The organism is Serratia sp. CY33525 (assembly GCF_052169115.1).
GTDB classification, from domain to species: Bacteria; Pseudomonadota; Gammaproteobacteria; order Enterobacterales; family Enterobacteriaceae; genus Serratia; species Serratia sarumanii.
In genome coordinates this window covers 39,294-61,865 of record NZ_JBJNLK010000002.1, presented here as the reverse complement: position 1 = coordinate 61,865, position 22,572 = coordinate 39,294, and the positions used below count along the sequence as shown (strand labels likewise).

The window sequence follows — 22,572 nt, the reverse complement described above, 5'->3', positions numbered from 1 at the left end:
GCGGTGAAACTGCAATTGGTGGCGGTCGGCACCAAAATGCCAGACTGGGTGCAAACCGGCTTTATGGATTACCTGCACCGCTTTCCCAAAGATATGCCGTTTGAGCTGACCGAGATCCCGGCGGGCAAACGCGGCAAAAACGCCGACATCAAGCGCATTCTGGACAAGGAAGGCGAACAGATGCTGGCGGCGGTGGGCAAAGGCAACCGCATCGTTACGCTGGATATCCCAGGCACGCCGTGGGAAACGCCGCAGCTGGCGCAGCAGCTTGAACGCTGGAAGCAGGATGGCCGCAACGTCAGCTTGCTGATCGGCGGCCCGGAAGGGCTGGCGCCCGCCTGCAAAGCCGCTGCCGAGCAAAGCTGGTCACTGTCTCCGCTGACGCTGCCGCATCCTTTGGTGCGCGTCCTGGTGGCCGAAAGCCTCTACCGCGCCTGGAGTATTACTACAAATCATCCTTACCACCGGGAATAGCCGGTGGTGACCGTGACAGAGTGAAATAAAGCAGCGGGATGAAAATAGAACGTAACCCTTTTCGCGACTATACGGCTGAATCCGCCCTGTTTGTACGCCGCGCCCTGGTGGCGTTTCTGGGCATCCTGGTGCTGTCCGGCATCCTGATCGCCAACCTGTATAATCTGCAAGTGCTCCGCGTCGAGGATTACCGCACCCGCTCCAACGAAAACCGCATCAAGCTGGTGCCCATCGCGCCCAGCCGCGGCATTATCTACGATCGCAACGGCACCCCGCTGGCGCTCAACCGCACCATTTATCAGCTGGAGCTGATGCCGGAGAAGGTCGACGATCTCAAGGCCACGCTGCAGGCGCTGCGCACGGTGGTCGATCTGACCGACGACGACATCACCAATTTCGAAAAAGAGCGCAAGCGTTCGCGCCGCTTCGTCTCCATTCCGGTGAAAACCGCGCTGACCGAGGTGCAGGTCGCCCGCTTTGCGGTCAATCAGTTCCGCTTCCCCGGCGTGGAAGTGAAAGGTTACCAGCGCCGCTACTACCCTTACGGCTCCGCCCTCACCCACGTCACCGGCTACGTGTCGAAGATCAACGACCGCGACGTCGAACGCCTGGACAAAGACGGCAAACTGGCCAACTACGCCGCCACCCACGATATCGGCAAACTGGGCATCGAACGCTATTACGAAGACACGCTGCACGGCAAAACCGGCTACGAAGAGGTCGAGGTCAACAACCGCGGCCGGGTGATCCGCCAATTGCACGAGCAGCCGCCTTCCGCCGGTCAGGACGTCTACCTGACGCTCGATCTTGAGCTGCAGCGCTACATCGAGCAGTTGCTGGTGGGCAGCCGCGCCGCGGTGGTGGTGAGCGATCCGCGCACCGGCGCCATCCTGGCGATGGTGTCCAACCCGAGCTACGATCCGAACCTGTTCGTGGACGGCATTTCCAGCAAGGATTATCAGGGGTTGCTGAACGATCCGAATCGCCCGCTGATCAACCGCGCCACGCAGGGGGTTTACCCGCCCGCGTCGACGGTGAAACCTTATATCGCGGTGTCGGCGCTCAGCGCCGGCGTGATCACCAAGAACACCGTGGTGTTCGATCCCGGCTGGTGGCAACTGCCCGGCTCGGAAAAACGCTTCCGCGACTGGAAAAAATGGGGCCACGGCCGCCTGAACGTCACCAAGGCGCTGGAAGAGTCCGCGGATACCTACTTCTATCAGGTCGCCTATGACATGGGGATCGATCGGCTGTCGAGCTGGCTGACCAAATTCGGTTACGGCCAGTACACCGGCATCGATCTGGCCGAAGAGCGTTCCGGCCTGATGCCGACGCGCGAATGGAAGCTGAAACGCTATAAAAAACCGTGGTATCAGGGCGACACCATTCCGGTGGGCATCGGCCAGGGCTACTGGACCGCCACACCGATCCAGATGGCCAAGGCGCTGAACACCCTGATCAACGACGGCACCGTCAAAACGCCGCACCTGCTGCAGAGCACCCGCGTCAACGGCGCGCTTGTGCCGTTCAAACAGGAAGAGAGCACGCAGATCGGCGATATTCACTCCGGCTTCTGGGAAATCGCCAAAGACGGCATGTACGGGGTGGCCAACCGTCCGAACGGGACGGCGCGCAAGTACTTTGCGGACGCACCTTATAAAGCCGCGGCGAAATCGGGTACCGCACAGGTATTCGGCTACGAAACCTACAACGCCCACAAACTGGCGGAGCACCTGCGCGATCACAAGCTGATGACCGCCTTCGCGCCGTTCAACAACCCGACGGTGTCGGTCGCCATCATTCTGGAAAACGGCGGCTCCGGTCCGGCGGTGGGCACCATCACCCGCCAGATCCTCGACCATATCATGCTGGGCGACAACAATACGCAATTGCCAAGCGAGGCCCCGCTGCCGCCTGGCGTAGAAGGTGACTAAGGTAGAACATGACTGAAAGCCAACAAAAAGGCTCGATCTGGACCAAAATCCACATCGACCCGACGTTCCTGCTGCTGATCCTGGCCCTGCTGGTCTACAGCGCCTTCGTGATGTGGAGCGCCAGCGGCCAGGACATCGGCATGATGGAGCGCAAGATCGGGCAGATCGTCATGGGGCTGATCGTGATGGCCGTCATGGCGCAAATCCCGCCGCGCGTGTACGAAAGCTGGGCGCCCTATCTCTATATCTTCTGCGTGATTTTGCTGATCCTGGTAGACGCCTTCGGGCAGATCAGTAAAGGCGCGCAGCGCTGGCTGGATCTGGGCGTGGTGCGCTTCCAGCCGTCGGAAATCGCCAAGATCGCCGTGCCGCTGATGGTGGCGCGCTTTATGAACCGCGACGTCTGCCCGCCTTCGCTGAAAAACACCGCCATCGCGCTGGTGCTGATCTTCCTGCCGACGCTGCTGGTGGCCGCACAGCCGGATCTGGGCACCTCGATCCTGATCGCCGCCTCCGGGTTGTTCGTGCTGTTCCTGTCGGGCATGAGCTGGAAACTGATCGCCGTCGCCGCCGTCGCGCTGGCGGCCTTTATCCCGGTGCTGTGGTTCTTCCTGATGCACGGTTATCAACGCGACCGCGTAATGATGCTGCTCGATCCGGAAAGCGACCCGCTCGGCGCCGGCTACCACATCATTCAGTCGAAGATCGCCATCGGCTCCGGCGGCCTGTCCGGCAAGGGCTGGCTGCACGGCACCCAGTCGCAGCTGGAGTTCCTGCCGGAGCGCCATACCGACTTTATCTTCGCCGTGTTGGCCGAAGAGCTGGGGCTGATCGGGGTATTGGTGCTGCTGGCGCTCTACCTGCTGGTGATCATTCGCGGGCTGATGATCGCCGCCAAGGCGCAAACCACCTTCGGCCGCGTGATGGTTGGCGGCTTGATGCTGATTTTGTTCGTTTATGTCTTTGTTAACATCGGTATGGTCAGTGGCATTTTGCCGGTAGTTGGCGTACCTTTGCCTCTGGTCAGTTACGGGGGTTCGGCGCTGATAGTGTTGATGGCCGGTTTCGGCATCATCATGTCGATCCACACGCATCGGAAAATGCTGTCTAAAAGTTTATAAGAGGTGAGTAATGCGTAAGGAATGGCTTTGGATCGGCGTTGCGGCGGTGTTGCTCTCCGCCTGTACCGCCCCGACCACGGAACAGCAGGCGCCACAGCAGCCGTACAACGGCCCGGTGGTGGAAATCGGTGGCGTCGAGCCTCAATATGAACCCTATAACCCTAACAACATGCAGGATTATAAGGTTAATGGCGATACTTACCGCATCGTAAAAGATCCGCAGAACTTCTCGCAGACCGGCCTGGCGTCCTGGTATGGCGAAGAGGCCAACGGCAACACCACGGCGCTGGGTGAGCAGTTCGATCCCAACGGCCTGACCGCGGCGCACCCAACGCTGCCAATCCCAAGCTATGTGCGCGTCACCAACCTGGCCAACGGCCGTCAGCTGGTGGTGCGCGTCAACGATCGCGGGCCATACACCAAGGGCCGCATCATCGATCTGTCGAAAGCCGCCGCCGACCGCCTCAACCTGTCCAACAACACCAAGGTCAAAGTCGATTTCATCAACGTGGCGCCGGACGGCACGCTGAGCGGCCCGGGCACCATCGGCACCATCGTGGCGAAACAGAGTTACGCCCTGCCGGCACGCCCGGATCTCGGCGCCAGCGGCATGGGCACCCCGATCCAACAGGACGTGCCGGTCGCCGGCGGCGCGGCGGTGCGCCCGATCGATAACAGCACCCTGCGCACCGACGATGGCGCTCCGGCAAACGCCGGCAACGGCCGCAGCGGTTTCCTCGGCGCGCCAAGCGCAGTACCGGCCGGCGTGCTGGAAGGTTCCGAACCGGAAGCCGCCGCCGTGGCCGCTCCGGTTGCGGCCGGCGCTGCGGCGGCCGGTATGGCGGCCGCTTCTTCCTCCGGCGGTTACGTGGTGCAGGTCGGTGCGCTGAGCAGCGCCGAGCGCGCCCAGAGCTGGCAGCAAAGCCTGAGCCAACAGTTTGGCGTGCCGGGCAAAGTGGCAGCCAACGGCAACGTTTATCGCGTCCAGCTCGGCCCATTCAGCAGCCGTCAGCAGGCGGCCCAGCTGCAGCAACGCCTGGCCAGCGAAGCGCAACAACAGTCTTTCGTTACTGCTGCACCCTAAGCGTTATGCCCGGCGGGCATTCGCGGCTGATAAGCGGTTATTTAGCTGAAACATTTTCTTGCAGCTAAAAGGTCTTTAACCGCAATTAGTCAGATGAATGGATAATGCCTGCCGGGATCGCATCTGCTATAGTGTGGCTCGTTTTTTAACTTTACTTTCACGGATGTTGTAGTCCCGATCATGAAACAAGTAACTTCTTTTCGCTTAATCAAAAGCATCGCACTCGGCACCGTTATCGCAATGAGCGCAGCCTCCGTTGCACATGCCGATGACGTTAACATCAAAACCATGATCCCAGGTGTCCCGCAGATCGATGCGGAAGCGTACATCCTGATTGATTACAACTCCGGCAAGGTGCTGGCCGAGATGAACGCCGACGCGCGTCGCGATCCGGCCAGCCTGACCAAAATGATGACCAGCTACGTCATCGGCCAGGCGCTGAAAGCGGGTAAAATCGGCCAGGACGATCTGGTGACCGTCGGTCAGGACGCCTGGGCGACCGGCAACCCGGTGTTCAAAGGCTCCTCGCTGATGTTCCTGAAGCCGGGCGATCGCGTGCCGGTCTCCAAGCTGACCCGCGGCATCAACCTGCAATCCGGTAACGACGCCTGCGTGGCGATGGCCGACTACGTCGCCGGCAGCCAGGACGCGTTCGTTAACCTGATGAACACCTACGTCAGCAAGCTGGGCCTGCAGAACACCCACTTCCAGACGGTACACGGCCTGGATGCCCAGGGCCAGTACAGCTCGGCGCGCGACATGGCGCTGATCGGCCAGGCGCTGATCCGCGACGTGCCGGACGAGTACGCGATTTACAAAGAAAAAGAGTTCACCTTCAACAATATCCGCCAGATGAACCGCAACGGTCTGCTGTGGGATAACAGCCTGAACGTCGACGGCATCAAAACCGGCCACACCGACGCGGCGGGTTACAACCTGGTGGCTTCGGCGACCGAAGGCCAGATGCGCCTGATCTCCGCCGTGATGGGCGGCCGCACCTACAAAGGCCGCGAAGCCGAGAGCAAGAAACTGCTGACCTGGGGCTTCCGCTTCTTCGAAACCGTGGCGCCGCTGAAGGTCGGTAAAGAGTTCGCTTCCGAGCCGGTCTGGTTCGGCGATGCCGACCGCGTTGAGCTGGGCGTGGACAAAGATGTCTACCTGACCATCCCGCGCGGCCGCATGAAAGATCTGAAGGCCAGCTATGTGCTGAACACGCCGGAAATTCACGCGCCGCTGGCGAAAAACCAGGTGGTCGGCAGCATCAACTTCCAGCTGGACGGCAAAACCATCGACCAGCGTCCGCTGGTGGTGATGAACGAAGTGAAAGAAGGCGGTTTCTTCAGCCGCATCGTGGACTACATCAAACTGATGTTCCACCACTGGTTCGGTTAACGGTTGAAACGGGCGAAATTGGCCCCATATAGTGAATAACACTAACTCCCGCCCCGGCGGGAGTTATACTTTATAGATTAGCTAGCACTCTGGAGCGCACGCACATGCAAAAAACTAAACTGAACGAACTGCTCGAATTCCCTTGCCCGTTTACCTACAAGGTGATGGGCCTGGCGCAGCCTGAGCTGGTTGACCAGGTAGTTGAAGTGGTGCAGCGCCATGCGCCGGGCGACTACAACCCGCAGGTCAAGCCGAGCAGCAAAGGCAACTACCACTCGGTCTCCATCACCATCAACGCCACTCACATCGAGCAGGTCGAAACCCTGTACGAAGAGTTGGGCAACATTGAAATTGTTCGCATGGTGCTGTAATTCCAGCATAAACCCCTGCTTATCAACCCGGGACGGCGCAGCGTCTTCCCGGGTTGCGCATTTTTGGTCAGCGAAAGGCTGGCCGCAGGCCGGAGCGCCCGGTATAATGGCTTTACCACTTCTGTAACCTGACGATGACTCTTTTGCAACCAGACAAGATCATTTTGCGTCAGCTGGGGTTGCAGCCCTACGCGCCTGTATCCCAAGCCATGCATAACTTCACCGACAGTCGTACCGAGACCACGCCGGACGAGCTGTGGCTGGTGCAGCATCCCCCGGTGTTCACCCAGGGCCAGGCCGGCAAAGCCGAGCATGTGCTGATGCCCGGCGATATCCCGGTGATTCAGAGCGATCGCGGCGGCCAGGTGACCTACCACGGGCCGGGCCAGCAGGTGATGTACGTGATGGTCGATCTGAAACGCAACAAGGTCGGCGTACGCCAATTGGTCACGGCGATAGAAGATACGGTTATCAACACCCTCGCCCACTTCCGCCTCGAATCGCGCGCCCGTCCGGATGCGCCGGGCGTGTACGTGGGGGAGCAGAAAATCTGTTCGTTGGGTTTGCGGATCCGCAAAGGCAGCTCATTCCACGGCCTGGCCCTGAATGTGGCGATGGATCTCAGCCCCTTCCAACGCATCAACCCTTGCGGTTACGCCGGCATGCAAATGACGCAGGTCAGCGCGCTGGCGCCCGGCGTTGGCATTGAAGACATACACCCAATCCTGGTACAGGAATTTGTTCATTTACTCGGCTACCAGACGGTCGAGCTTCGTAACTGGAACCTGCACGATTATGAGTAAACCAATTCAGATGGAACGCGGCGTCAAATACCGCGATGCTGACAAAATGGCGCTGATCCCGGTCAAAACGGTGGTCACCGAACGGCAGGAGCTGTTGCGTAAACCCGAGTGGATGAAGATCAAACTGCCTGCCGACTCAACGCGCATTCAGGGCATCAAAGCCGCCATGCGTAAAAACGGCCTGCACTCCGTCTGTGAGGAAGCCTCGTGCCCTAACCTGTCCGAGTGCTTCAACCACGGCACCGCCACCTTCATGATCCTCGGCGCTATCTGCACCCGCCGCTGCCCGTTCTGCGACGTGGCCCACGGCCGCCCGATCGCGCCGGACGCCAACGAGCCGGAAAAGCTGGCGCAAACCATCGCCGACATGGCGCTGCGTTATGTGGTGATCACCTCGGTTGACCGCGACGATCTGCGCGACGGCGGCGCTCAACACTTTGCCGACTGCATCTCGGCCATCCGCGCCAAGAGCCCGAACATCAAAATTGAAACGCTGGTGCCGGACTTCCGCGGCCGTATGGATCGCGCGCTGGAAATCCTCACCGCCACGCCGCCGGACGTATTCAACCACAACCTGGAAAACGTGCCGCGCGTATATCGCCAGGTGCGCCCAGGCGCCAACTACGAGTGGTCGCTGAAGCTGCTGGAGCGCTTTAAAGAAGCGCACCCGGATATCCCGACCAAATCAGGCCTGATGGTCGGCCTGGGCGAAACCAACGCGGAAATCGTCGAAGTGATGCGCGATCTGCGCCGCCACGGCGTGACCATGCTGACGCTGGGGCAATACCTGCAGCCGAGCCGTCACCACCTGCCGGTGCAGCGCTACGTCAGCCCGGCCGAGTTCGACGAGATGAAAGAAGAAGCGATGGCGATGGGCTTCACCCACGCCGCCTGCGGCCCGTTCGTGCGTTCGTCTTACCACGCCGATCTGCAGGCCAAAGGGATGGAAGTGAAATAACGCGTAATAGTTTGTTACGCTAAAGACGGCGGAAACGCCAAAAAACGGATGTCCGCAAGGCATCCGTTTTTTATTGCGCGCCACCAGGCGGGGTTAAACGTCTTTCTTTTCGACGCTCTGCTGAGCGGACTGGCTTTCGGCGGCGTTGTTGCCGGCGGCCGGCGGCGTGCTGTCGTCGCCCACGGCTTTTTTAAAGCCTTTCAGCGCCGCGCCAAGATCGGCGCCGAGCGTGCGCAGTTTGCTGGTGCCGAACAGTAAAATCACCAACACCGCAATCACCAGAAGTTTGGTAATGCTGATACCTTCCATACTCACCTTCTTATCATAGAGCGCTGCGTGAACAGCGAGAAAAACTGACCTTGCCTGCGAATATTTAGCGACTTTCCTTCGGCTCGCACAACCGCAACATGTAACAGAGTGAGATCCGTCGCAGGAATGCCACACGGCCGCACGGCACGGATTCCAGACTATTCTTAGTTTATCGCCCGCATGATACGCTGCCGTGATACTTATCAGGGAGATGCCGGATGTATATTGCTCCACCCATTTTCGATGCCCGAAAATCCGGCCTCAGCTTCGCCAAACGCACCTATCTGCCCCGCGTCGCCGGCCTGGGACTCGGCTTTATCTGCGTCTGCGCCACGCTCTACCCCTTGGCTCCGCCCACGGCGGTCTGGCTATTGCTGGCCTTTCACGGCTTTCTCTGGCCGCATCTTGCCTACCACCTGGCCCGCCGCGCCAAAGATCCGTTCAAAGCCGAGATCCGCAACCTGCTGATCGACTCCGCCTTCGGTGGCTTCTGGGCCGCGATGATGGCGTTCAATGCGCTGCCGGCGATCGTCATCCTGTCGATGATGAGCATGAACAACATCGCTTCCGCCGGCAAAGCGCTGTTTGTCAAAGGGTTGGCGATTCAATTGGCCACGGCGGCGCTGACCGGCGCGCTGCTCGGCTTCCCGTTTCAACCGCACAGCACGCCGCTGCAAATCTATCTGTGCCTGCCGATGATCTACCTGTACCCGACGCTGCTCGGGCTGGTGACCTACCGCACCGCCAAGCGGCTGGCGGAAAAGAAACAGGAGCTGCAACGCATCAGCACCCGCGATGGGCTGACCGGCTTGTACAACCGCCGCCACTGGGAGCACCTGCTGCATCGCCAGTTCGACAGCTGCCGCCGCTACCAGGACAACGCCACGCTGATCCTGATGGATATCGATCGTTTCAAAACCATCAACGATACTTTCGGTCATGCGCTGGGGGATGAGGCCCTGGCGGCGCTGGCGGAAGAGCTGCTGATTGGCTTGCGCAACGTGGATATCGTCGGGCGCTACGGCGGCGACGAGTTTGGCGCGGTGCTGCCGAACACCAGCGCCGAACAGGCGGTAACCGTCCTGCGGCGCATCCAGCAGCGGCTGGACGCCGTCATCTTCAAAGAGGCGCCACAGCTGCGGCTGCAGATCAGCGCCGGCATCGCCAACTACCACCCCGCGCTGGGCGGTTATCTGGACTGGCTGAAAGCGGCCGACGGCGCGCTTTACCGGGCGAAGCAAAATGGCCGCAACCGGCTGGAAACGGCGGCGCCGACGGGCGACTAACTGACTGGTTTAATAACTTGGCAAAATACTTCGGCGCTTCGACAAAGCCTTCACGCCGGTAAAACGCATGCGCCCGCTCGCTTTCCACCGCCACCAGCAGCGCCTCGGTGCCGGGATAATCCAGCGCCGTCATTAATTCGGCGATCGCTCAGGCGCGCCGTTCTGATTTTCATGGGGTGACCTCGCAGATTGTCGATACTACAAAATAGGCGGCGTTAGGTGTAACATCCATCCGGTGCGGCGAAAAAGGCCGTGCGGCACGCTGGAGATGACATTCCTCCCTAACCGCCTTCACAGGCTGATGATGTCTACGTAACCTCTCGGAGAGAGGCGCGTAGCGTTACGCCTGTCCCTTTCCGAACCCCGTGAATTTCTCTGATTGAAAGGGAGTTGCCCCATGTTGAGCTCTTTACTGGCCGTATTTATCGGCGGCGGCGTCGGCAGCGTTTTGCGCTGGGCGGTAAGCATGAAAATGAACCCGCTGAACGCCCACATTCCGCTCGGTACGCTGATGGTCAATCTGATCGGCGGTTTTATCATCGGCCTGGCGATGGCGATTTTCACCCGCATGACGCATCTGGATCCCACCTGGAAATTGCTGATCACCACCGGGTTCTGCGGCGGCCTGACCACCTTCTCCACCTTTTCGCTGGAGGTGGTATACCTGATGCAGGATGGCCGCTTCGGCTGGGCGCTGGCCAACATGCTGCTCAACCTGGCCGGCTCGCTGGCGATGACGCTGCTGGCTTTCATGCTGGTGATGTGGGTCAACGGGCGCTAAGCCCTTAATGTTTCCTTAATCTTGCATGCGCATAATCTCATCCAGTACTCCTGACTGGATGAGAAACCGCTATGTTTAGCCTGCCGAAAACCGCCGCCGAAGCGATTGCCGTTGCGCTGTGCGTGCTGATCGTCGCCGCCTTTATCAAATCCTACCTGTTCGCTTAAGCGCTTTTTCCCGCAGCACGCGTTCATGTTGCGTCTTTCCCGCCGGTTACACTACAATTGAGAATGAACGTTCACACCCAGAAATGTGAACCCGGCTCACGCGTAGCAAAGGATCGGGCAGATGCTCTCCCCCAACGACAGTAAACAGGCCAAGGTGCAGGCCCGCCGCGATCAGATCGTCGAAGCGGCGAAAACCAGCTTCCGCCGCCACGGCTTCCACGCCGCCAGCATGGCGGAGATCGCCCAGGGCTCGCAGCTCAGCGTCGGGCAAATCTATCGCTATTTCGCCAATAAAGACGCGATTATCGAAGAGATCGTCAACCGCATCATCGCCAGCAAGATGCAGCGGCTGGAAAACCTTGGCGATCACATCAACCTGATCGCCGGCACGCTGGCGGCGCGCACGCTGTTTCAGCAGCCGGGCGAGAGCGAAACCGACCACATGCTGATGCTGGAAGTGACCGCCGAGGCCACGCGCAACCCGGTGGTGGCCAAAATGCTCAGCGATGCGGAAGCGCGGCTGTTTCGCCACGTGTGTCACAATCTGCAGCGGCTGTATCCCGATTTCAGCGCGGAAGAGATCGCCGCGCGGGTGGAATTTATCGCCGTCATGAGCGAAGGCACCGGTTACCGTATCCTTACCACGCAAAAAGCCGATGCGTCCCTGCTGCGCGATCTGTATCAGCAGGCCATTTCTCACCTGTTCAGGAAACGCTAATCTCCCATGACCAAACACATAGCCAGACAACGTCTGGTGTACGCCGTCGTGCTTGGCCTGTTGGCCGCGCTGGGGCCGCTGTGCACCGATCTCTATCTACCCGCCCTGCCGGAAATGGCGGGCGAACTGAATACCTCCACCGCCGCCGCACAGCTCAGCCTGACCGCCGGGCTGCTCGGCCTGGGCGTCGGCCAGCTGATTTTCGGCCCTTACAGCGACAAACTGGGCCGCATGCGCCCGCTGTTGCTGTCGCTGATCCTGCTGCTGGGCGCTTCGCTGTGGTGCGCCCTCGCACCCACCATCGACCAGTTGCTGATCGCCCGTCTGCTGCAGGGCATCGCCGGCGCCGGTGGCGCGGTGATTTCCCGCGCCATCGCCCGCGATCTGTACGCCGGCCATGAGCTGACCCGCTTCTTCGCCCTGCTGATGCTGGTCAACGGCCTGGCGCCGATCGTCGCGCCAGTGCTGGGCGGCGTGATGCTGCAGGTGATGAACTGGCGCGGCATCTTCGGCGTGCTGGCGGCCATCGCCGTGCTGCTGTTCAGCCTGTCGGCGGTGAAGCTGCGCGAATCCCTGCCGGTAGAACGCCGTAGCCAGGGCGGTATCCTGGCGATGCTGATGTCGCTGGGCGGGTTGCTGACCCAGCGCTATTTCATGGGCCTGTGCCTGACGCAAGGCTTCGTGATGGCCGGCATGTTCGCCTATATCGGCGCCTCGCCTTTCGTCTTGCAGCAGATCTACGGCCTCAGCCCGCAGATGTTCAGCCTGTGCTTCGCCATTAACGGCGTCGGGCTGATCATTGCGGCGCAGCTGGCCAGCCGCCTCAGTTCACGTTGGGGGGAGCGTCGGGTGTTGAGGGGCGGGCTAACGCTGGCGGCCGTCGCGTCGCTGTTGCTGCTGTTGGCCGCCGCGCTGCATGCGCCGCTGGTGTTGTTGCTGGTGCCGCTGTTCTTTTCGGTGGCGGTGATCGGCATCGTCGGCCCGACCGCCTCTTCGCTGGCCATGCAAAGCCAGGGGGACAAAGCGGGCAGCGCCTCGGCCTTGATCGGCGTGTGCATGTTCGCCCTCGGCGCCTGCGCCGTGCCGCTCACCGGGCTGGGCGGCACTTCAAGCCTGTCGATGGCGCTGACCATCGTCGGCTGTTACGCCATCGCTATCCTGCTGTTCAGCCTGTTAGCCCGCCGCAGCGAGGCATAACGCGCCCAATAAAAAACCCGCTCAATGAGCGGGTTTTAAGAAATTCAGCTACGCAGCTTAGATAGCAGTAACGTTAGCGGCAGATGGGCCTTTGGCACCGTTCGTGATTTCAAACTCTACACGCTGGCCTTCAGCAAGCGTTTTGAAACCGTTGCTAACGATGGCAGAGAAGTGAACGAAAACGTCCTTGCTACCATCTTCCGGAGTAATGAAACCGAAGCCTTTGGATTCATTAAACCACTTAACGCTACCTTTAATCTTAGACATCAAACTTACCTTTAACGTGAATGAAAGACACAAAACCTGTGTCGATTACAGTACAGCAAGCAGGCAGGATTTTGTCCACCACCGCGATCACAGAAATCCGATAAAGAGTGAAAAAATCCGTGTAGCCCGGTGTAAATGGATTGCACCGGTTGCGATAAGCTCCCGTTCCAGGTCAATCCTCTCCACCCACCGGCGAACAATGCGCGAACGGCCAAACCCGCCCGCTTACCCCAGCGTTGACGCCCCCATGCAGACGCAATCGCTATGAAATATAACCAGATGGTCTTTTTGCTTCGGCGGCCGCTGCACTAGGGTTAGGGTTTATTTCCCACTGTGAGCCAAGCCTATGACCAGCCAGTTGGCAGACAAAATCATCGCCTATCGGCGTGAGCTGCACCAAAACCCGGAGCTTTCCAATCACGAATTCGCCACCACCGCCCGGCTGACCCGCTGGCTGCAAGAGGCGGGCATTCGCCTGCTGCCGTTGGCGCTGAAAACCGGCGTCGTGGCGGAGATTGGCAGCGGCAAGGGGCCGATCATCGCGCTGCGCGGTGACATTGACGCCCTGCCGATCGACGAAATCGCCGACGTGCCCTTCAGCTCGCAAAACCGCGGCGTGATGCACGCCTGCGGCCACGACTTTCACACCTCGGTGATGCTCGGCGCCGCACACCTGCTCAAAGCGCGTGAGGCCGACCTGCCCGGCACGGTGCGCATCTTCTTCCAGCCGGCGGAAGAGACCTTCAACGGTGCCCGGCATCTGATCGACGCTGGCGCGCTGGATAACGTTGCGGCGGTATTTGGCCTGCATAACGCGCCGGAGCTGCCCACCGGCACCTTCGCCACCCGCGCCGGGCCGTTCTACGCCAACGTCGATCGCTTCCAGATCCTCATCACCGGCAAAGGCGCGCACGCCGCCAAACCGGAACAGGGCGTCGACACCATCGTCACCGCCAGCCAGATCGTCGGCGCACTGCAGACGCTGCCCAGCCGCAGCTTCAGCTCGCTGGAATCGCTGGTGGTGAGCGTAACGCGCATCGAAGGCGGCAATACCTGGAACGTGCTGCCGCAAACCGTGGAGCTGGAAGGCACGGTGCGCACCCACAGCGACGCGGTGCGCCGCCAGGTGCCGGACAAAATTCGCCAGGTGATCGACGGCGTTGCCGCCGCGCTGGGCGCGCAGGCCGAACTCCGCTGGCAGCCGGGGCCGCCGGCGGTAATCAATGATCCGCATTGGGCGGCGTTCAGCAAAACCGTCGCCGCCGAGGCCGGCTACCGGGTCGAAGAGGCGGAACTGCAGATGGGCGGTGAAGATTTCGCGCTGTATCTGCACCATGTGCCGGGCGTATTCGTCAGCATCGGCTCCGCCAGCGAATTCGGCCTGCATCATCCGCGTTTCAATCCCGATGAACGCGCCCTGTTCCCCGCCGCGCAATATTTCACGCTGCTGGCGGAACGCACGCTGCAACAATTAACCACCGCACCGGAAAAAGCCCTCAGCAACGCCTGAATAACGGTAAAGCGTATTTCCCCGACGCAGAGGATGCGGCGTCGGGGATTATTTTTTCGCTCGCCGTGATATTTGCAATTTTCAACATTTGAATATGCTGTTTTGTTGTTTTACATCCCGCCGCCGCTCATCAATAGTGGGCACATCAGACACCGCGCGCCTCTGCGGCGCATGACAGGATAATCACGATGAGCGACAACGCGACTAATCAACGGCAATTGCGGCTGGGCGCCATTCTGCATGGTGCATCGGGAAATATGTCCGCCTGGCGCCACCCGGACGCCACCGCCGACGCCAGCATCAACCTCGAATTTAATATCGTCACGGCGAAAAAAGCCGAACAGGGGAAATTCGATTTCGTCTTCGTCGCCGATGGGCTATATATCAACGAAAAGTCCATTCCGCATTTTCTTAATCGTTTCGAACCGCTCACCCTGCTGGCCGCGTTGTCCGCCGCCACCGATAAAATCGGCCTGGTGGGCACCCTCTCCACCTCCTACAGCGATCCGTTCACCGTCGCCCGCCAGTTCGCCAGCCTCGATCACCTGAGCAACGGCCGCGCCGGCTGGAACGTGGTGACCTCGCCGCTGGAAGGCTCGGCCAAAAATTTCTCGCGCAAAGAACACCCGGAGCACAGCCTGCGTTATCGCATCGCCGGCGAGTTTCTCGACGTTGCCAAAGGGCTGTGGGACTCCTGGGAAGACGACGCCTTCGTGCGTAATAAGGCCAGCGGCGAATTTTTCCGCGCCGGCAAACTGCACACTCTCAATCACCAGGGGGAATTCTTCTCGGTACAGGGGCCGCTGAACATCGGCCGCACGCCACAGGGGCGCCCGATCCTGTTCCAGGCCGGCGCCTCCGAAGACGGCAAACGGCTGGCGGCCCAACACGCCGATGCGATCTTCACCCATCACGACACGTTGGAGCAGGCGCAGGATTTCTACCAGGACGTGAAGCGGCAGCTGGTGGAACAGGGGCGCGAACCGGACGACCTGCGCATCTTCCAGGGCGTCAGCGTGATCGTCGGCGACGACGACGCGGACGTCGAGCGCCAGTATCAGGAGACCGCCCGCCTGGTCAGCATCGAGAACGCCCTCAACTACCTCGGCCGCTACTTTGAGCATTACGACTTCGCCCGTCATCCGCTGGACGCCCCCTTCCCGGACATCGGCGATCTGGGGCAAAACAGTTTCCGCAGCACCACCGACGCCATCAAGCGCAGCGCCCGCGAGCGCCACCTCACGCTGCGCCAGGTGGCGCTCGAAGCCGCCTCGCCGCGCCCGGTGTTCAGCGGCACGCCGGAAGCGGTGGCGGATGGCCTGCAACGCTGGTTCGACGGCGAGGCCGCCGACGGTTTCATCATCAGCGGCGGTACGCCCAACGCCTTCGGCCACTTCGTCGATCGGGTGGTGCCCATCCTGCAGCAACGTGGCCTGTTCCGCCAGGCGTACCACGGCGACACGCTGCGTGAACATCTAGGCCTGAAGCGCCCGTTGAACAGATTCACCCAATAACAAGATCGCTGCCAGGGATACCCGCTATGCAGAAAACCGTTACCGCCGCCCTCGTGGCGGCCTTGCCGAGCCTGACCGGCGCCGCACAGGCGGGCACCGGCATCGATTTGCAGGCCTATCAACCCCTATTCACGCGCCGAAGAACCCGCAGGCGAACGCCATGGTCAACCGCTGGGGCGAGAGCGCCGAACGCCTTGCGCAGTAGGAAATCAACCCGCCCGGCCAGGGCGATTAGGAGCGCGCGATGACGCAAGACACCTTCATTCAGACGCTGCCGACCGACCCGCTGATCGCCCCGGTGATCGAAGGGCTGTTCGGCGAATATCGTCAGCGCTACGGCGACTATTTTGGTGACCAGGAACCGGAAGCGCTGGATCTGTACGCGCCACCGCAAGGAGCCTTCATCGTGCTGCTGCGCGCCGGTGCGCCGATCGCCATGGGCGCCTTCAAACGCTATGACGCGCTAACCGCCGAGCTGAAGCGCATCTGGACGCGGGGCGACCTGCGCCGCCAAGGCCTGGCGCAGCGGGTGCTGCAGCAGCTGGAAACGCTGGCGCTGGCGCAGGGATATCGCCGGCTCTATCTAACCACCGGCTTTCGCCAGCCCGAAGCGGTGGGCCTGTATCTGAGCAACGGGTATCAGCCGCAGTTCGATCCCACCGTCGACAGCGAGATATACAGTCGCCCACCCTACGATGGCCGCCTGCCGTTCCGCAAAAGCCTGATTGCAGAGGACGCGTGTTGTTGCGCGTCGGAAAGGAAAATCGCCTAAGGCCCCTTAATCTGTATCAGGAGACATGACATGTCCAAACAAGAAGTCTTGAAAGTGGTGCCCGCCCGCTATCCGCTGCGGCTGATCGGCGCGCTGTTTTCGCTGTTTATTCTGGCCGCCATCGTGCAATCGGTGGCGGGCAACGCGCGCTGGGAATGGGGCGTGTTCGCCGAGTGGTTCTTCGCGCCGGCGGTGCTGGCAGGGCTGGGGCAAACCCTGCTGCTGACGCTGCTCGGCACGCTGTTCAGCATCCTGTTCGGCACCCTGCTGGCGCTGGCGCGGCTGTCGCGCTCTTACCTGCTGGCGTCGCTGGCCTGGGGTTATATCTGGCTGTTTCGCTCGCTGCCGCTGATTCTGGTGCTGATCATCCTGTACAACTTTTCCTATCTGTATGACGCCATCTCGCTGGGCATTCCCTTCACCTCCGTGGTGTTCGCCAGCTACCCGACCATCGACATTCTCGGCCAGTTCGCCGTGGCGGTGCTGGGCCTGACGCTGGTGCAGTCCGCCTACACCGCCGAGATCATCCGCGGCGGCATCCTGGGCGTGGATTACGGCCAGCACGAAGCGGCGGCGGCGCTGGGGTTGCCGGGCTATCGCCGCACCTTCCGCATCATTCTGCCGCAGGCGCTGCGCTCCATTATTCCGACCGGCTTCAACGAGATCATCAGCCTGGCGAAAGGCACCTCGATCGTTTACGTGCTGGCGCTGCCGGAGCTGTTTTACACCATTCAGGTTATCTATAACCGCACCCAGCAGGTAATACCGCTGCTGATGGTCGCCACCGTCTGGTATCTGTTCATCACCACCGCGCTGTCGGTGATCCAATACTACATCGAGCGCTATTTCGCCCGGGGCGCGGTGCGCGAACTGCCGCCGACGCCCTGGCAGCAACTGGCCGGCTGGCTAAAACGTTAGGAGACCCGCATGTCTGAAGCCATTGATTATTACGCCTTGCCCGAACAGCCGGCGCGCAATCTCACCCCGGTGCCGGCACGCGGCCTGATCGAAATCAGCAACGTCAGCAAGTTCTTCGGCAAGCACAAGGCGCTGGACGACGTCAGCCTGACGCTGCAGCCGGGCACCGTCACCGTGATCCTCGGCCCTTCCGGCTCCGGTAAATCGACGCTGCTGCGGGCGATCAACCACCTGGAACGCGTGGACCAAGGCTTTATCCGCATCGACGGCGACTACGTCGGCTACCGCCGCAAAGGCAACCGGCTGTATGAGCTGAAGGAAAAGGCCATCCTCCGGCAGCGCATCAACGTCGGCTACGTATTCCAAAATTTCAACCTGTTCCCGCACCTGACGGTGCTGGAAAACATCATCGAAGCGCCGGTAGTGCACAAGATCCACTCCCGCGAACGGGCAAAAGCGGTGGCCTATGCACTACTGGATACCGTCGGGTTGCGCCACAAGGCGGACGCCTACCCGCGCCACCTCTCCGGCGGCCAACAGCAGCGTATCGCCATCGCGCGCGCGCTGGCGCTGAACCCGAAGGTGATCCTGTTCGATGAACCGACCTCCGCGCTCGATCCTGAGCTGGTCGGCGAAGTGCTGGATGTGATAAAGGGGTTGGCGGATCTGGGCGTCACGCTGGTGGTGGTCACGCATGAAATCGGCTTTGCGCGCGAAGCGGCGGATCGGGTGGTGTTTATGGTCGATGGGCAGATCGTCGAGCAGGGCGACGCCAGGCAAGTGCTGGCTCAGCCGCAGCATCCGCGCACCGTCAACTTCCTCAACAAAGTGCTGTGATCGTCGGGGCGCCGCGGCGCCCCGTACCCGAGCTGCTTACCGGCCGGCGAAGCGCCGCTTCTCGGCGGCGAAATCCAGCGGCCGGATCCCCTGCTGGTTTTTGTCCTCTTCGGTCAGCAACGCCGGCGGAATAAACCACGTCACCTCGAACAGCAGCCCGTCCGGATCGTGGCCATAAATGCTTTTGTGCACGCCGTGATCCTCTTCCAGCCCGAGAATGCCGCGTTCGGCCAGCTGGTGACGAATGCGCTCCAGCTCTTCCAGGCTGTCCACTTCCCAGGCCAGATGGTACAGCCCGGCCGCTGGCTCATGCTCCGCCGGCGGCTCGTTGTTGGCGCGAAACACCCCGGCGCGCTGCTGGCCCAGGTTCTTGCTGAACAGCGCCAAATCGTGATCGTTGTCCGAATCGGCGGCCTGGGTAAACACCGCCCGATCGGGGCTGTCGGACGGCTTGAGCTTGAACCCCAACACCTGATGATAGAAGTCGGCGCTCTGCCGCACGTCGCTGACATACAGCACGGCGTGATTGAGACGTTTGATGCCCATCGCTATTCCTTTACGCATTGAATGAAGTCAGCATGAACATAGCATGTGGGGGGAAAGCCGCTAAATGCCGTTATCGCATGACGAAATGCCGCCCGCGCAATCTGTCGCTGCAAGGCATTCCGCGCTATCATAAGCGCTGTATTGAACCCTTTTGTGAGAATAGCGATGAACGGCAAGATAACGACTTTTTTTGAAGACAAAGGCTTCGGCTTTATTACCGACGAGAACGGAGAAAATCGTTATTTTCACGTGATTAAAGTGCAAAACCCGGAGCTGATTAAGAAAAACGCGGCGGTGACCTTCGAACCGACCAACAACACCAAAGGCCCGTCGGCTTATGCGGTCAAAGTGTTGGCGCCCAGCAAATACATCATCATCGCCAATGAAAGAATCAAGATCGCCAGCATCAAGTCTTTCAATACCTTCACCAAGGAAGTGCCGGCCAAAGCCGACGTGGATAAAGAGAACACCGTGCTGTCGGTCGGCCTGCTGATGAACCGCATTCGCCCGCAGTCAGAAGATCAGGCGCAGACCATGCAAACGCTGCGCATGCTGACCATTACCACCTTCCAGAACACCACCCATACCTTCTCCGAGCACGAGATCGATATGGATGAGACCATTAAGGCGCTGAAAAGCCTGTAAGCGCCGGCTGCCCAGCGTCGAGCCCTAGCGGAACAGGATATGCTCGACGCTGTTGCCGCTCACCACGTTGAACGACTCCACCCGATTACGCCCCTGCGATTTGGCGCGATACAGCGCGATATCCGCCATATTCATCAGTTGCTCCAGCGATTTCACCTCATTCATCGCCAGGCTGGCGACGCCGACGCTGATGGTGATTTTCAGCGTCTGTTTGCCTTCCGCCTGCAGTTCCGCCTGCTCCACCAGCCGGCGCAGATGTTCCCCCAGCGCCACGCCCTGCGCCGCCAGCGCGCGCGGCAGCATGATGGCGAACTCTTCTCCGCCCAGGCGGCCGAACAGCTGATCGTGCCGCAGCTCGCGCCGCACGATGTGCGCGAACGACGCCAAAACCTGATCGCCGGCGCTGTGGCCGTGCGTATCGTTGATCTGCTTAAAATGGTCGATGTCGATCAGCAGTAGCGACACCGCCTCTTTCGAGCGGTGCTTGTGTTCCAGCAGCTCGCCCGCTTTGCGCGTCATCGCGCTGCGCGCCAGCACCCCGGTCAGAAAATCGTGGTTGGCGCTGTGCTCCAGACGCCGCATCAGTTTGCGGTTGGCGGCGATAGAGCTGGCGAGGATCAGCGGCCCCATCACCAGCATGGCGATGCCCAAGCGGGCGGACATCAGCGTGTCGAGGAAGGCGTTGTGGTTGTTCGGCGTTTCGTACAGCACCAGGTTGGCGGAAATGCTGCTGATCTCGGTCATGCCGGTCAACAGCGTCAGCAACGTCACGGGGAACAGCGGGTAGCGCACCGCGCACCACAGCAGCGCCGGGATCGGGAAGGCGATAGCGCCCGGCCCGCCGATATAGACGCTGAATATCAGCGACAGCAGCAGCGCCAGCAGCGGCAGGCAGCCCTTCAGGCGCCAACGCACCTGCATGCGCAGCAGCTGCTTCAACCGCGGCGCCGCCATCAGCACCGGCAACAGCAGCAAGGTCGTCGAGAACTGCTCGCTGAACCAGGCCAGCCAGGCGACCACCACCGTGTTGTTGTACAGGCTGTCGTTGCGCAGCACCGACAGCGTCGACGCCACCGCCGCGCCGGCCAGGCTGGCGCTGAACATATAGAGTATCGCCTGGGGTTTGCCCATGCGCCGTTGAGATTGGGGCAGCATCAGCATGATGCCGTAACCGACGGCGATCAGCGACATGTTGCAGGCGTTCAGCCACAGCGCCAGAGACCAGCCTTCGCCGGTGCTGAGATCGGCGGCGACCATGCCCAGATAGGTGGTAAGCCAGCCGAGCGGCGTGGCGTAAACGGGTTTTCGCAGCAGCAGGCCGAGCAGAATCGCATTCACCGGCCAAAATAAGGAAAGCGAGCCAATCGGCCGGCTAAGAATACCCACCAGGGAAAGTAAAAAGGCCAGCATGAAAAGATTGATCAGCTGAACCGTTAGCGGCAGGCCATGCCTGGCGTTTATTCTGGCGTTCATCGCCTCGCCCATATTTTGCTAATAACCAGAATAATAATGTGCATACTCTCTCGCCCGGCCAGTGAGGGATAGTCAATCCGAATTTCAACCAAAAAAGCCAGACAAATCAATAATAAAAAGCATTAACATTTAATTAACAGACTTTTCTTAGCCTGATGCGCCTGCGGCGGACTCCCCCGCATAGCGTCAGCAAATAATGCCCACTCTGCTGTCAGCATAGCGCATAGCGTAATAGGCCGCCGAGGGCGTTAATTACATTAATAAGTTTATGGTTATTGGTCGTTGAATGCTGTTTGAATAACTGCGCGATTATTTTCCTGCAACTGGGCCGCCCGTGCAATAACAACCCCAAAAAAGCCCGCATAGCGCGGGCTTGCCTGAACAACAGCAAATCGACAATTACAACACGGCCATGCCTTGCATGCCCGTGCTGCCGCGCAGTATAGCGGTGCAAGCTTAAGCAGACCTTAGCAACAAAAAACCCGGCCTAGGAACCGGGAATATTTGTACGAAATGCAGTGTTAGCCCAAGCAGGCTAATAACATTTCGCAGCTTACACGCCAATTGTGCAGAGAAAATGAACGCGGCATCCGCTCAACCGCACCGCCGCCCTCTCTGCACGGAAGGGCTTACGCCAGTTTGGCGGCAAAGCCCGCTACGCGCTGGCCATAGAGCTTGGCGGTCGCCAGATCGCCCGACAGCATCTCATCCACGCCGGCATCCGCCGGGGTCTGCACCAGCAGCCCCACCGAACCGCCCAGGTTATTGACGTCGGTGCGCTGCGCCGATTTGGTGTTGGCCGGCATCAGCCCCAGGCTGACCCACAGGCCGCCATGTTGTGAAGCCAGCGTCTGCAGCGCGATCAACGTCACCTGCTTGTCGCCGTTCAGGCTGGCGCTGTTGGTAAAGCCGCCGAACACTTTGTCTTGCCACTTGCGGCCGAACCAGGCCTTGGAGCTGGCGTCGGCGAATTTCTTGAACTGCCACGACGGGCCGCCCATATAGGTCGGCGAACCAAAGATGATGGCGTCCGCCTCATCCAGCGTCTGCCAGGCTTCGTCGCTGATATCGCCGTTCTGATCGATGGCGATCAGTTCGGCCCCGGCTCCTTCCGCCACGACTTTCGCCAAACGCTCGGTATGGCCGTAGCCGGAATGAAACACCACTACTGTCTTCGCCATAGAAATTCTCCACTCATTGCACAAAGACGCCGACGGCGCCCCTTCGCGTTCAATCTAATCAAGCGCGCAGCGGCTGAATACCGAATAAAACTGACGGTGTTATTCAAAAAAATCGCGTTCCTCCGCCAGGCATGCGCAGATAAAAAAAATCCCGCGCAAGGCGGGATAAACTTAACAGGGATGGGGTAATACACTACAGGGAATGGATAACACACAACATCATCGGGTAGAGCTACAGTACCAATCCCAATGTATAGAACTGTCATCCCCGCGTAAGTTTGCTCGGCCAGATGTAACGCCGAATGGGAAATATG

At 60.3% G+C, this 22,572-nt stretch carries 23 protein-coding genes and 1 riboswitch; of the genes, 18 read left to right on the top strand and 5 right to left on the bottom strand.

Features of this window, described 5'->3' with window-relative positions; genetic code table 11:
• The first annotated feature begins 3 nt into the window (after positions 1–3).
• From rlmH to lipA, 8 genes are all read left to right on the top strand, one after another.
• A complete protein-coding gene (gene rlmH, locus ACJ8IM_RS05210; RefSeq protein ID WP_004940002.1) occupies positions 4–474 on the top strand; it encodes a 23S rRNA (pseudouridine(1915)-N(3))-methyltransferase RlmH in 471 nt (156 codons plus the stop codon).
• Positions 475–512: 38 nt separating this feature from the next.
• Positions 513–2,408: a peptidoglycan DD-transpeptidase MrdA gene (gene mrdA, locus ACJ8IM_RS05205; protein ID WP_033637428.1), complete on the top strand. Its 1,896-nt coding sequence runs from the start codon at positions 513–515 to the stop codon at positions 2,406–2,408.
• 8 nt (positions 2,409–2,416) lie between these two features.
• Complete coding sequence (gene mrdB, locus ACJ8IM_RS05200) at positions 2,417–3,529, top strand: peptidoglycan glycosyltransferase MrdB (protein ID WP_004940006.1); 1,113 nt, start codon at positions 2,417–2,419, stop codon at positions 3,527–3,529.
• Between the two features lie 10 nt (positions 3,530–3,539).
• Positions 3,540–4,613 carry an endolytic peptidoglycan transglycosylase RlpA gene (gene rlpA / locus ACJ8IM_RS05195; RefSeq protein ID WP_041033851.1) on the top strand — a complete coding sequence of 358 codons (1,074 nt, stop codon included), beginning with the start codon at positions 3,540–3,542 and terminating at the stop codon, positions 4,611–4,613.
• Positions 4,614–4,793: 180 nt separating this feature from the next.
• The gene (gene dacA, locus ACJ8IM_RS05190; protein WP_033637426.1) at positions 4,794–6,005 is read left to right on the top strand and encodes a D-alanyl-D-alanine carboxypeptidase DacA; all 1,212 of its coding nucleotides are present in this window, start codon (positions 4,794–4,796) and stop codon (positions 6,003–6,005) included.
• Between the two features lie 104 nt (positions 6,006–6,109).
• Positions 6,110–6,376, top strand: coding sequence for a DUF493 family protein YbeD (gene ybeD / locus ACJ8IM_RS05185; RefSeq protein ID WP_033637425.1), 267 nt, complete (start codon positions 6,110–6,112; stop codon positions 6,374–6,376).
• 134 nt (positions 6,377–6,510) lie between these two features.
• Positions 6,511–7,179, top strand: coding sequence for a lipoyl(octanoyl) transferase LipB (gene lipB / locus ACJ8IM_RS05180; protein WP_033653210.1), 669 nt, complete (start codon positions 6,511–6,513; stop codon positions 7,177–7,179).
• Entirely contained in the window at positions 7,172–8,137 is a 966-nt protein-coding gene (gene lipA / locus ACJ8IM_RS05175) for a lipoyl synthase (protein ID WP_025301835.1), read from the top strand. The genes lipB and lipA overlap by 8 nt, the downstream gene beginning before the upstream one ends.
• A 93-nt stretch (positions 8,138–8,230) precedes the next feature.
• On the opposite strand, the gene tatA is transcribed toward lipA, so the two are convergent.
• Complete coding sequence (gene tatA, locus ACJ8IM_RS05170; protein ID WP_004940019.1) at positions 8,231–8,446, bottom strand: Sec-independent protein translocase subunit TatA; 216 nt, start codon at positions 8,444–8,446, stop codon at positions 8,231–8,233.
• A 218-nt stretch (positions 8,447–8,664) separates the two neighbouring features.
• Here tatA and ACJ8IM_RS05165 point away from each other — a divergent pair, with 218 nt between their 5' ends.
• From ACJ8IM_RS05165 to ACJ8IM_RS05150, 4 genes are all read left to right on the top strand, one after another.
• Entirely contained in the window at positions 8,665–9,732 is a 1,068-nt protein-coding gene (locus tag ACJ8IM_RS05165) for a diguanylate cyclase (RefSeq protein WP_033653211.1), read from the top strand.
• Positions 9,733–9,987: 255 nt separating this feature from the next.
• Positions 9,988–10,050: riboswitch (Fluoride riboswitch) on the top strand.
• Between the two features lie 79 nt (positions 10,051–10,129).
• Positions 10,130–10,513 carry a fluoride efflux transporter CrcB gene (gene crcB / locus ACJ8IM_RS05160; protein ID WP_004940022.1) on the top strand — a complete coding sequence of 128 codons (384 nt, stop codon included), beginning with the start codon at positions 10,130–10,132 and terminating at the stop codon, positions 10,511–10,513.
• A gap of 288 nt (positions 10,514–10,801) precedes the next feature.
• On the top strand, positions 10,802–11,398 hold the full coding sequence (locus ACJ8IM_RS05155; protein ID WP_033653212.1) for a TetR/AcrR family transcriptional regulator: 597 nt from the start codon (positions 10,802–10,804) through the stop codon (positions 11,396–11,398).
• A 6-nt stretch (positions 11,399–11,404) separates the two neighbouring features.
• Positions 11,405–12,595, top strand: coding sequence for a multidrug effflux MFS transporter (locus ACJ8IM_RS05150; RefSeq protein WP_033653213.1), 1,191 nt, complete (start codon positions 11,405–11,407; stop codon positions 12,593–12,595).
• Positions 12,596–12,652: 57 nt separating this feature from the next.
• Here the strand turns inward: ACJ8IM_RS05150 and cspE are convergent, their stop codons facing one another.
• Positions 12,653–12,862, bottom strand: a complete 210-nt coding sequence (cspE, locus tag ACJ8IM_RS05145) for a transcription antiterminator/RNA stability regulator CspE (protein ID WP_004940030.1) — start codon at positions 12,860–12,862, stop codon at positions 12,653–12,655.
• Between the two features lie 346 nt (positions 12,863–13,208).
• Between cspE and ACJ8IM_RS05140 the strand changes: the two genes are divergently transcribed.
• The 5 genes from ACJ8IM_RS05140 to ACJ8IM_RS05120 all read left to right on the top strand — a co-directional run bounded on the left by ACJ8IM_RS05140 (position 13,209) and on the right by ACJ8IM_RS05120 (position 18,413).
• A complete protein-coding gene (locus ACJ8IM_RS05140) occupies positions 13,209–14,372 on the top strand; it encodes a M20 peptidase aminoacylase family protein (RefSeq protein WP_033637419.1) in 1,164 nt (387 codons plus the stop codon).
• 188 nt (positions 14,373–14,560) lie between these two features.
• A complete protein-coding gene (locus ACJ8IM_RS05135; RefSeq protein ID WP_033653214.1) occupies positions 14,561–15,886 on the top strand; it encodes an LLM class flavin-dependent oxidoreductase in 1,326 nt (441 codons plus the stop codon).
• A 244-nt stretch (positions 15,887–16,130) separates the two neighbouring features.
• A complete protein-coding gene (locus ACJ8IM_RS05130; protein ID WP_033653215.1) occupies positions 16,131–16,658 on the top strand; it encodes a GNAT family N-acetyltransferase in 528 nt (175 codons plus the stop codon).
• 30 nt (positions 16,659–16,688) lie between these two features.
• On the top strand, positions 16,689–17,576 hold the full coding sequence (locus tag ACJ8IM_RS05125) for an amino acid ABC transporter permease (RefSeq protein WP_033647216.1): 888 nt from the start codon (positions 16,689–16,691) through the stop codon (positions 17,574–17,576).
• Positions 17,577–17,585: 9 nt separating this feature from the next.
• Complete coding sequence (locus tag ACJ8IM_RS05120) at positions 17,586–18,413, top strand: amino acid ABC transporter ATP-binding protein (protein ID WP_033653216.1); 828 nt, start codon at positions 17,586–17,588, stop codon at positions 18,411–18,413.
• Positions 18,414–18,449: 36 nt separating this feature from the next.
• Here ACJ8IM_RS05120 and ACJ8IM_RS05115 read toward each other — a convergent pair whose 3' ends face one another.
• The gene (locus tag ACJ8IM_RS05115; RefSeq protein WP_033637415.1) at positions 18,450–18,959 is read right to left on the bottom strand and encodes a VOC family protein; all 510 of its coding nucleotides are present in this window, start codon (positions 18,957–18,959) and stop codon (positions 18,450–18,452) included.
• Between the two features lie 165 nt (positions 18,960–19,124).
• Between ACJ8IM_RS05115 and ACJ8IM_RS05110 the strand changes: the two genes are divergently transcribed.
• On the top strand, positions 19,125–19,604 hold the full coding sequence (locus ACJ8IM_RS05110; protein ID WP_033647218.1) for a cold-shock protein: 480 nt from the start codon (positions 19,125–19,127) through the stop codon (positions 19,602–19,604).
• Positions 19,605–19,628: 24 nt separating this feature from the next.
• Here ACJ8IM_RS05110 and ACJ8IM_RS05105 read toward each other — a convergent pair whose 3' ends face one another.
• Positions 19,629–21,077, bottom strand: a complete 1,449-nt coding sequence (locus ACJ8IM_RS05105) for a GGDEF domain-containing protein (RefSeq protein ID WP_033653356.1) — start codon at positions 21,075–21,077, stop codon at positions 19,629–19,631.
• 629 nt (positions 21,078–21,706) lie between these two features.
• The gene (locus ACJ8IM_RS05100; protein ID WP_033653217.1) at positions 21,707–22,258 is read right to left on the bottom strand and encodes a flavodoxin family protein; all 552 of its coding nucleotides are present in this window, start codon (positions 22,256–22,258) and stop codon (positions 21,707–21,709) included.
• Between the last annotated feature and the right edge of the window lie 314 nt (positions 22,259–22,572).

Excerpts from the sequence above, each read along its gene's own strand:
- ACJ8IM_RS05150 (WP_033653213.1), top strand. The coding sequence starts at position 11,405 with ATGACCAAACACATAGCCAGACAACGTCTGGTGTACGCCGTCGTGCTT.
- tatA (WP_004940019.1), bottom strand. The coding sequence starts at position 8,446 with ATGGAAGGTATCAGCATTACCAAACTTCTGGTGATTGCGGTGTTGGTG.
- mrdB (WP_004940006.1), top strand. The coding sequence starts at position 2,417 with ATGACTGAAAGCCAACAAAAAGGCTCGATCTGGACCAAAATCCACATC.
- dacA (WP_033637426.1), top strand. The coding sequence starts at position 4,794 with ATGAAACAAGTAACTTCTTTTCGCTTAATCAAAAGCATCGCACTCGGC.
- crcB (WP_004940022.1), top strand. The coding sequence starts at position 10,130 with ATGTTGAGCTCTTTACTGGCCGTATTTATCGGCGGCGGCGTCGGCAGC.
- ACJ8IM_RS05155 (WP_033653212.1), top strand. The coding sequence starts at position 10,802 with ATGCTCTCCCCCAACGACAGTAAACAGGCCAAGGTGCAGGCCCGCCGC.
- ybeD (WP_033637425.1), top strand. The coding sequence starts at position 6,110 with ATGCAAAAAACTAAACTGAACGAACTGCTCGAATTCCCTTGCCCGTTT.
- ACJ8IM_RS05135 (WP_033653214.1), top strand. The coding sequence starts at position 14,561 with ATGAGCGACAACGCGACTAATCAACGGCAATTGCGGCTGGGCGCCATT.
- ACJ8IM_RS05105 (WP_033653356.1), bottom strand. The coding sequence starts at position 21,077 with ATGAACGCCAGAATAAACGCCAGGCATGGCCTGCCGCTAACGGTTCAG.
- ACJ8IM_RS05165 (WP_033653211.1), top strand. The coding sequence starts at position 8,665 with ATGTATATTGCTCCACCCATTTTCGATGCCCGAAAATCCGGCCTCAGC.
- ACJ8IM_RS05100 (WP_033653217.1), bottom strand. The coding sequence starts at position 22,258 with ATGGCGAAGACAGTAGTGGTGTTTCATTCCGGCTACGGCCATACCGAG.
- rlpA (WP_041033851.1), top strand. The coding sequence starts at position 3,540 with ATGCGTAAGGAATGGCTTTGGATCGGCGTTGCGGCGGTGTTGCTCTCC.
- mrdA (WP_033637428.1), top strand. The coding sequence starts at position 513 with ATGAAAATAGAACGTAACCCTTTTCGCGACTATACGGCTGAATCCGCC.
- ACJ8IM_RS05110 (WP_033647218.1), top strand. The coding sequence starts at position 19,125 with ATGAACGGCAAGATAACGACTTTTTTTGAAGACAAAGGCTTCGGCTTT.
- ACJ8IM_RS05125 (WP_033647216.1), top strand. The coding sequence starts at position 16,689 with ATGTCCAAACAAGAAGTCTTGAAAGTGGTGCCCGCCCGCTATCCGCTG.
- ACJ8IM_RS05140 (WP_033637419.1), top strand. The coding sequence starts at position 13,209 with ATGACCAGCCAGTTGGCAGACAAAATCATCGCCTATCGGCGTGAGCTG.
- lipB (WP_033653210.1), top strand. The coding sequence starts at position 6,511 with ATGACTCTTTTGCAACCAGACAAGATCATTTTGCGTCAGCTGGGGTTG.
- ACJ8IM_RS05130 (WP_033653215.1), top strand. The coding sequence starts at position 16,131 with ATGACGCAAGACACCTTCATTCAGACGCTGCCGACCGACCCGCTGATC.
- cspE (WP_004940030.1), bottom strand. The coding sequence starts at position 12,862 with ATGTCTAAGATTAAAGGTAGCGTTAAGTGGTTTAATGAATCCAAAGGC.
- ACJ8IM_RS05120 (WP_033653216.1), top strand. The coding sequence starts at position 17,586 with ATGTCTGAAGCCATTGATTATTACGCCTTGCCCGAACAGCCGGCGCGC.
- lipA (WP_025301835.1), top strand. The coding sequence starts at position 7,172 with ATGAGTAAACCAATTCAGATGGAACGCGGCGTCAAATACCGCGATGCT.
- ACJ8IM_RS05115 (WP_033637415.1), bottom strand. The coding sequence starts at position 18,959 with ATGGGCATCAAACGTCTCAATCACGCCGTGCTGTATGTCAGCGACGTG.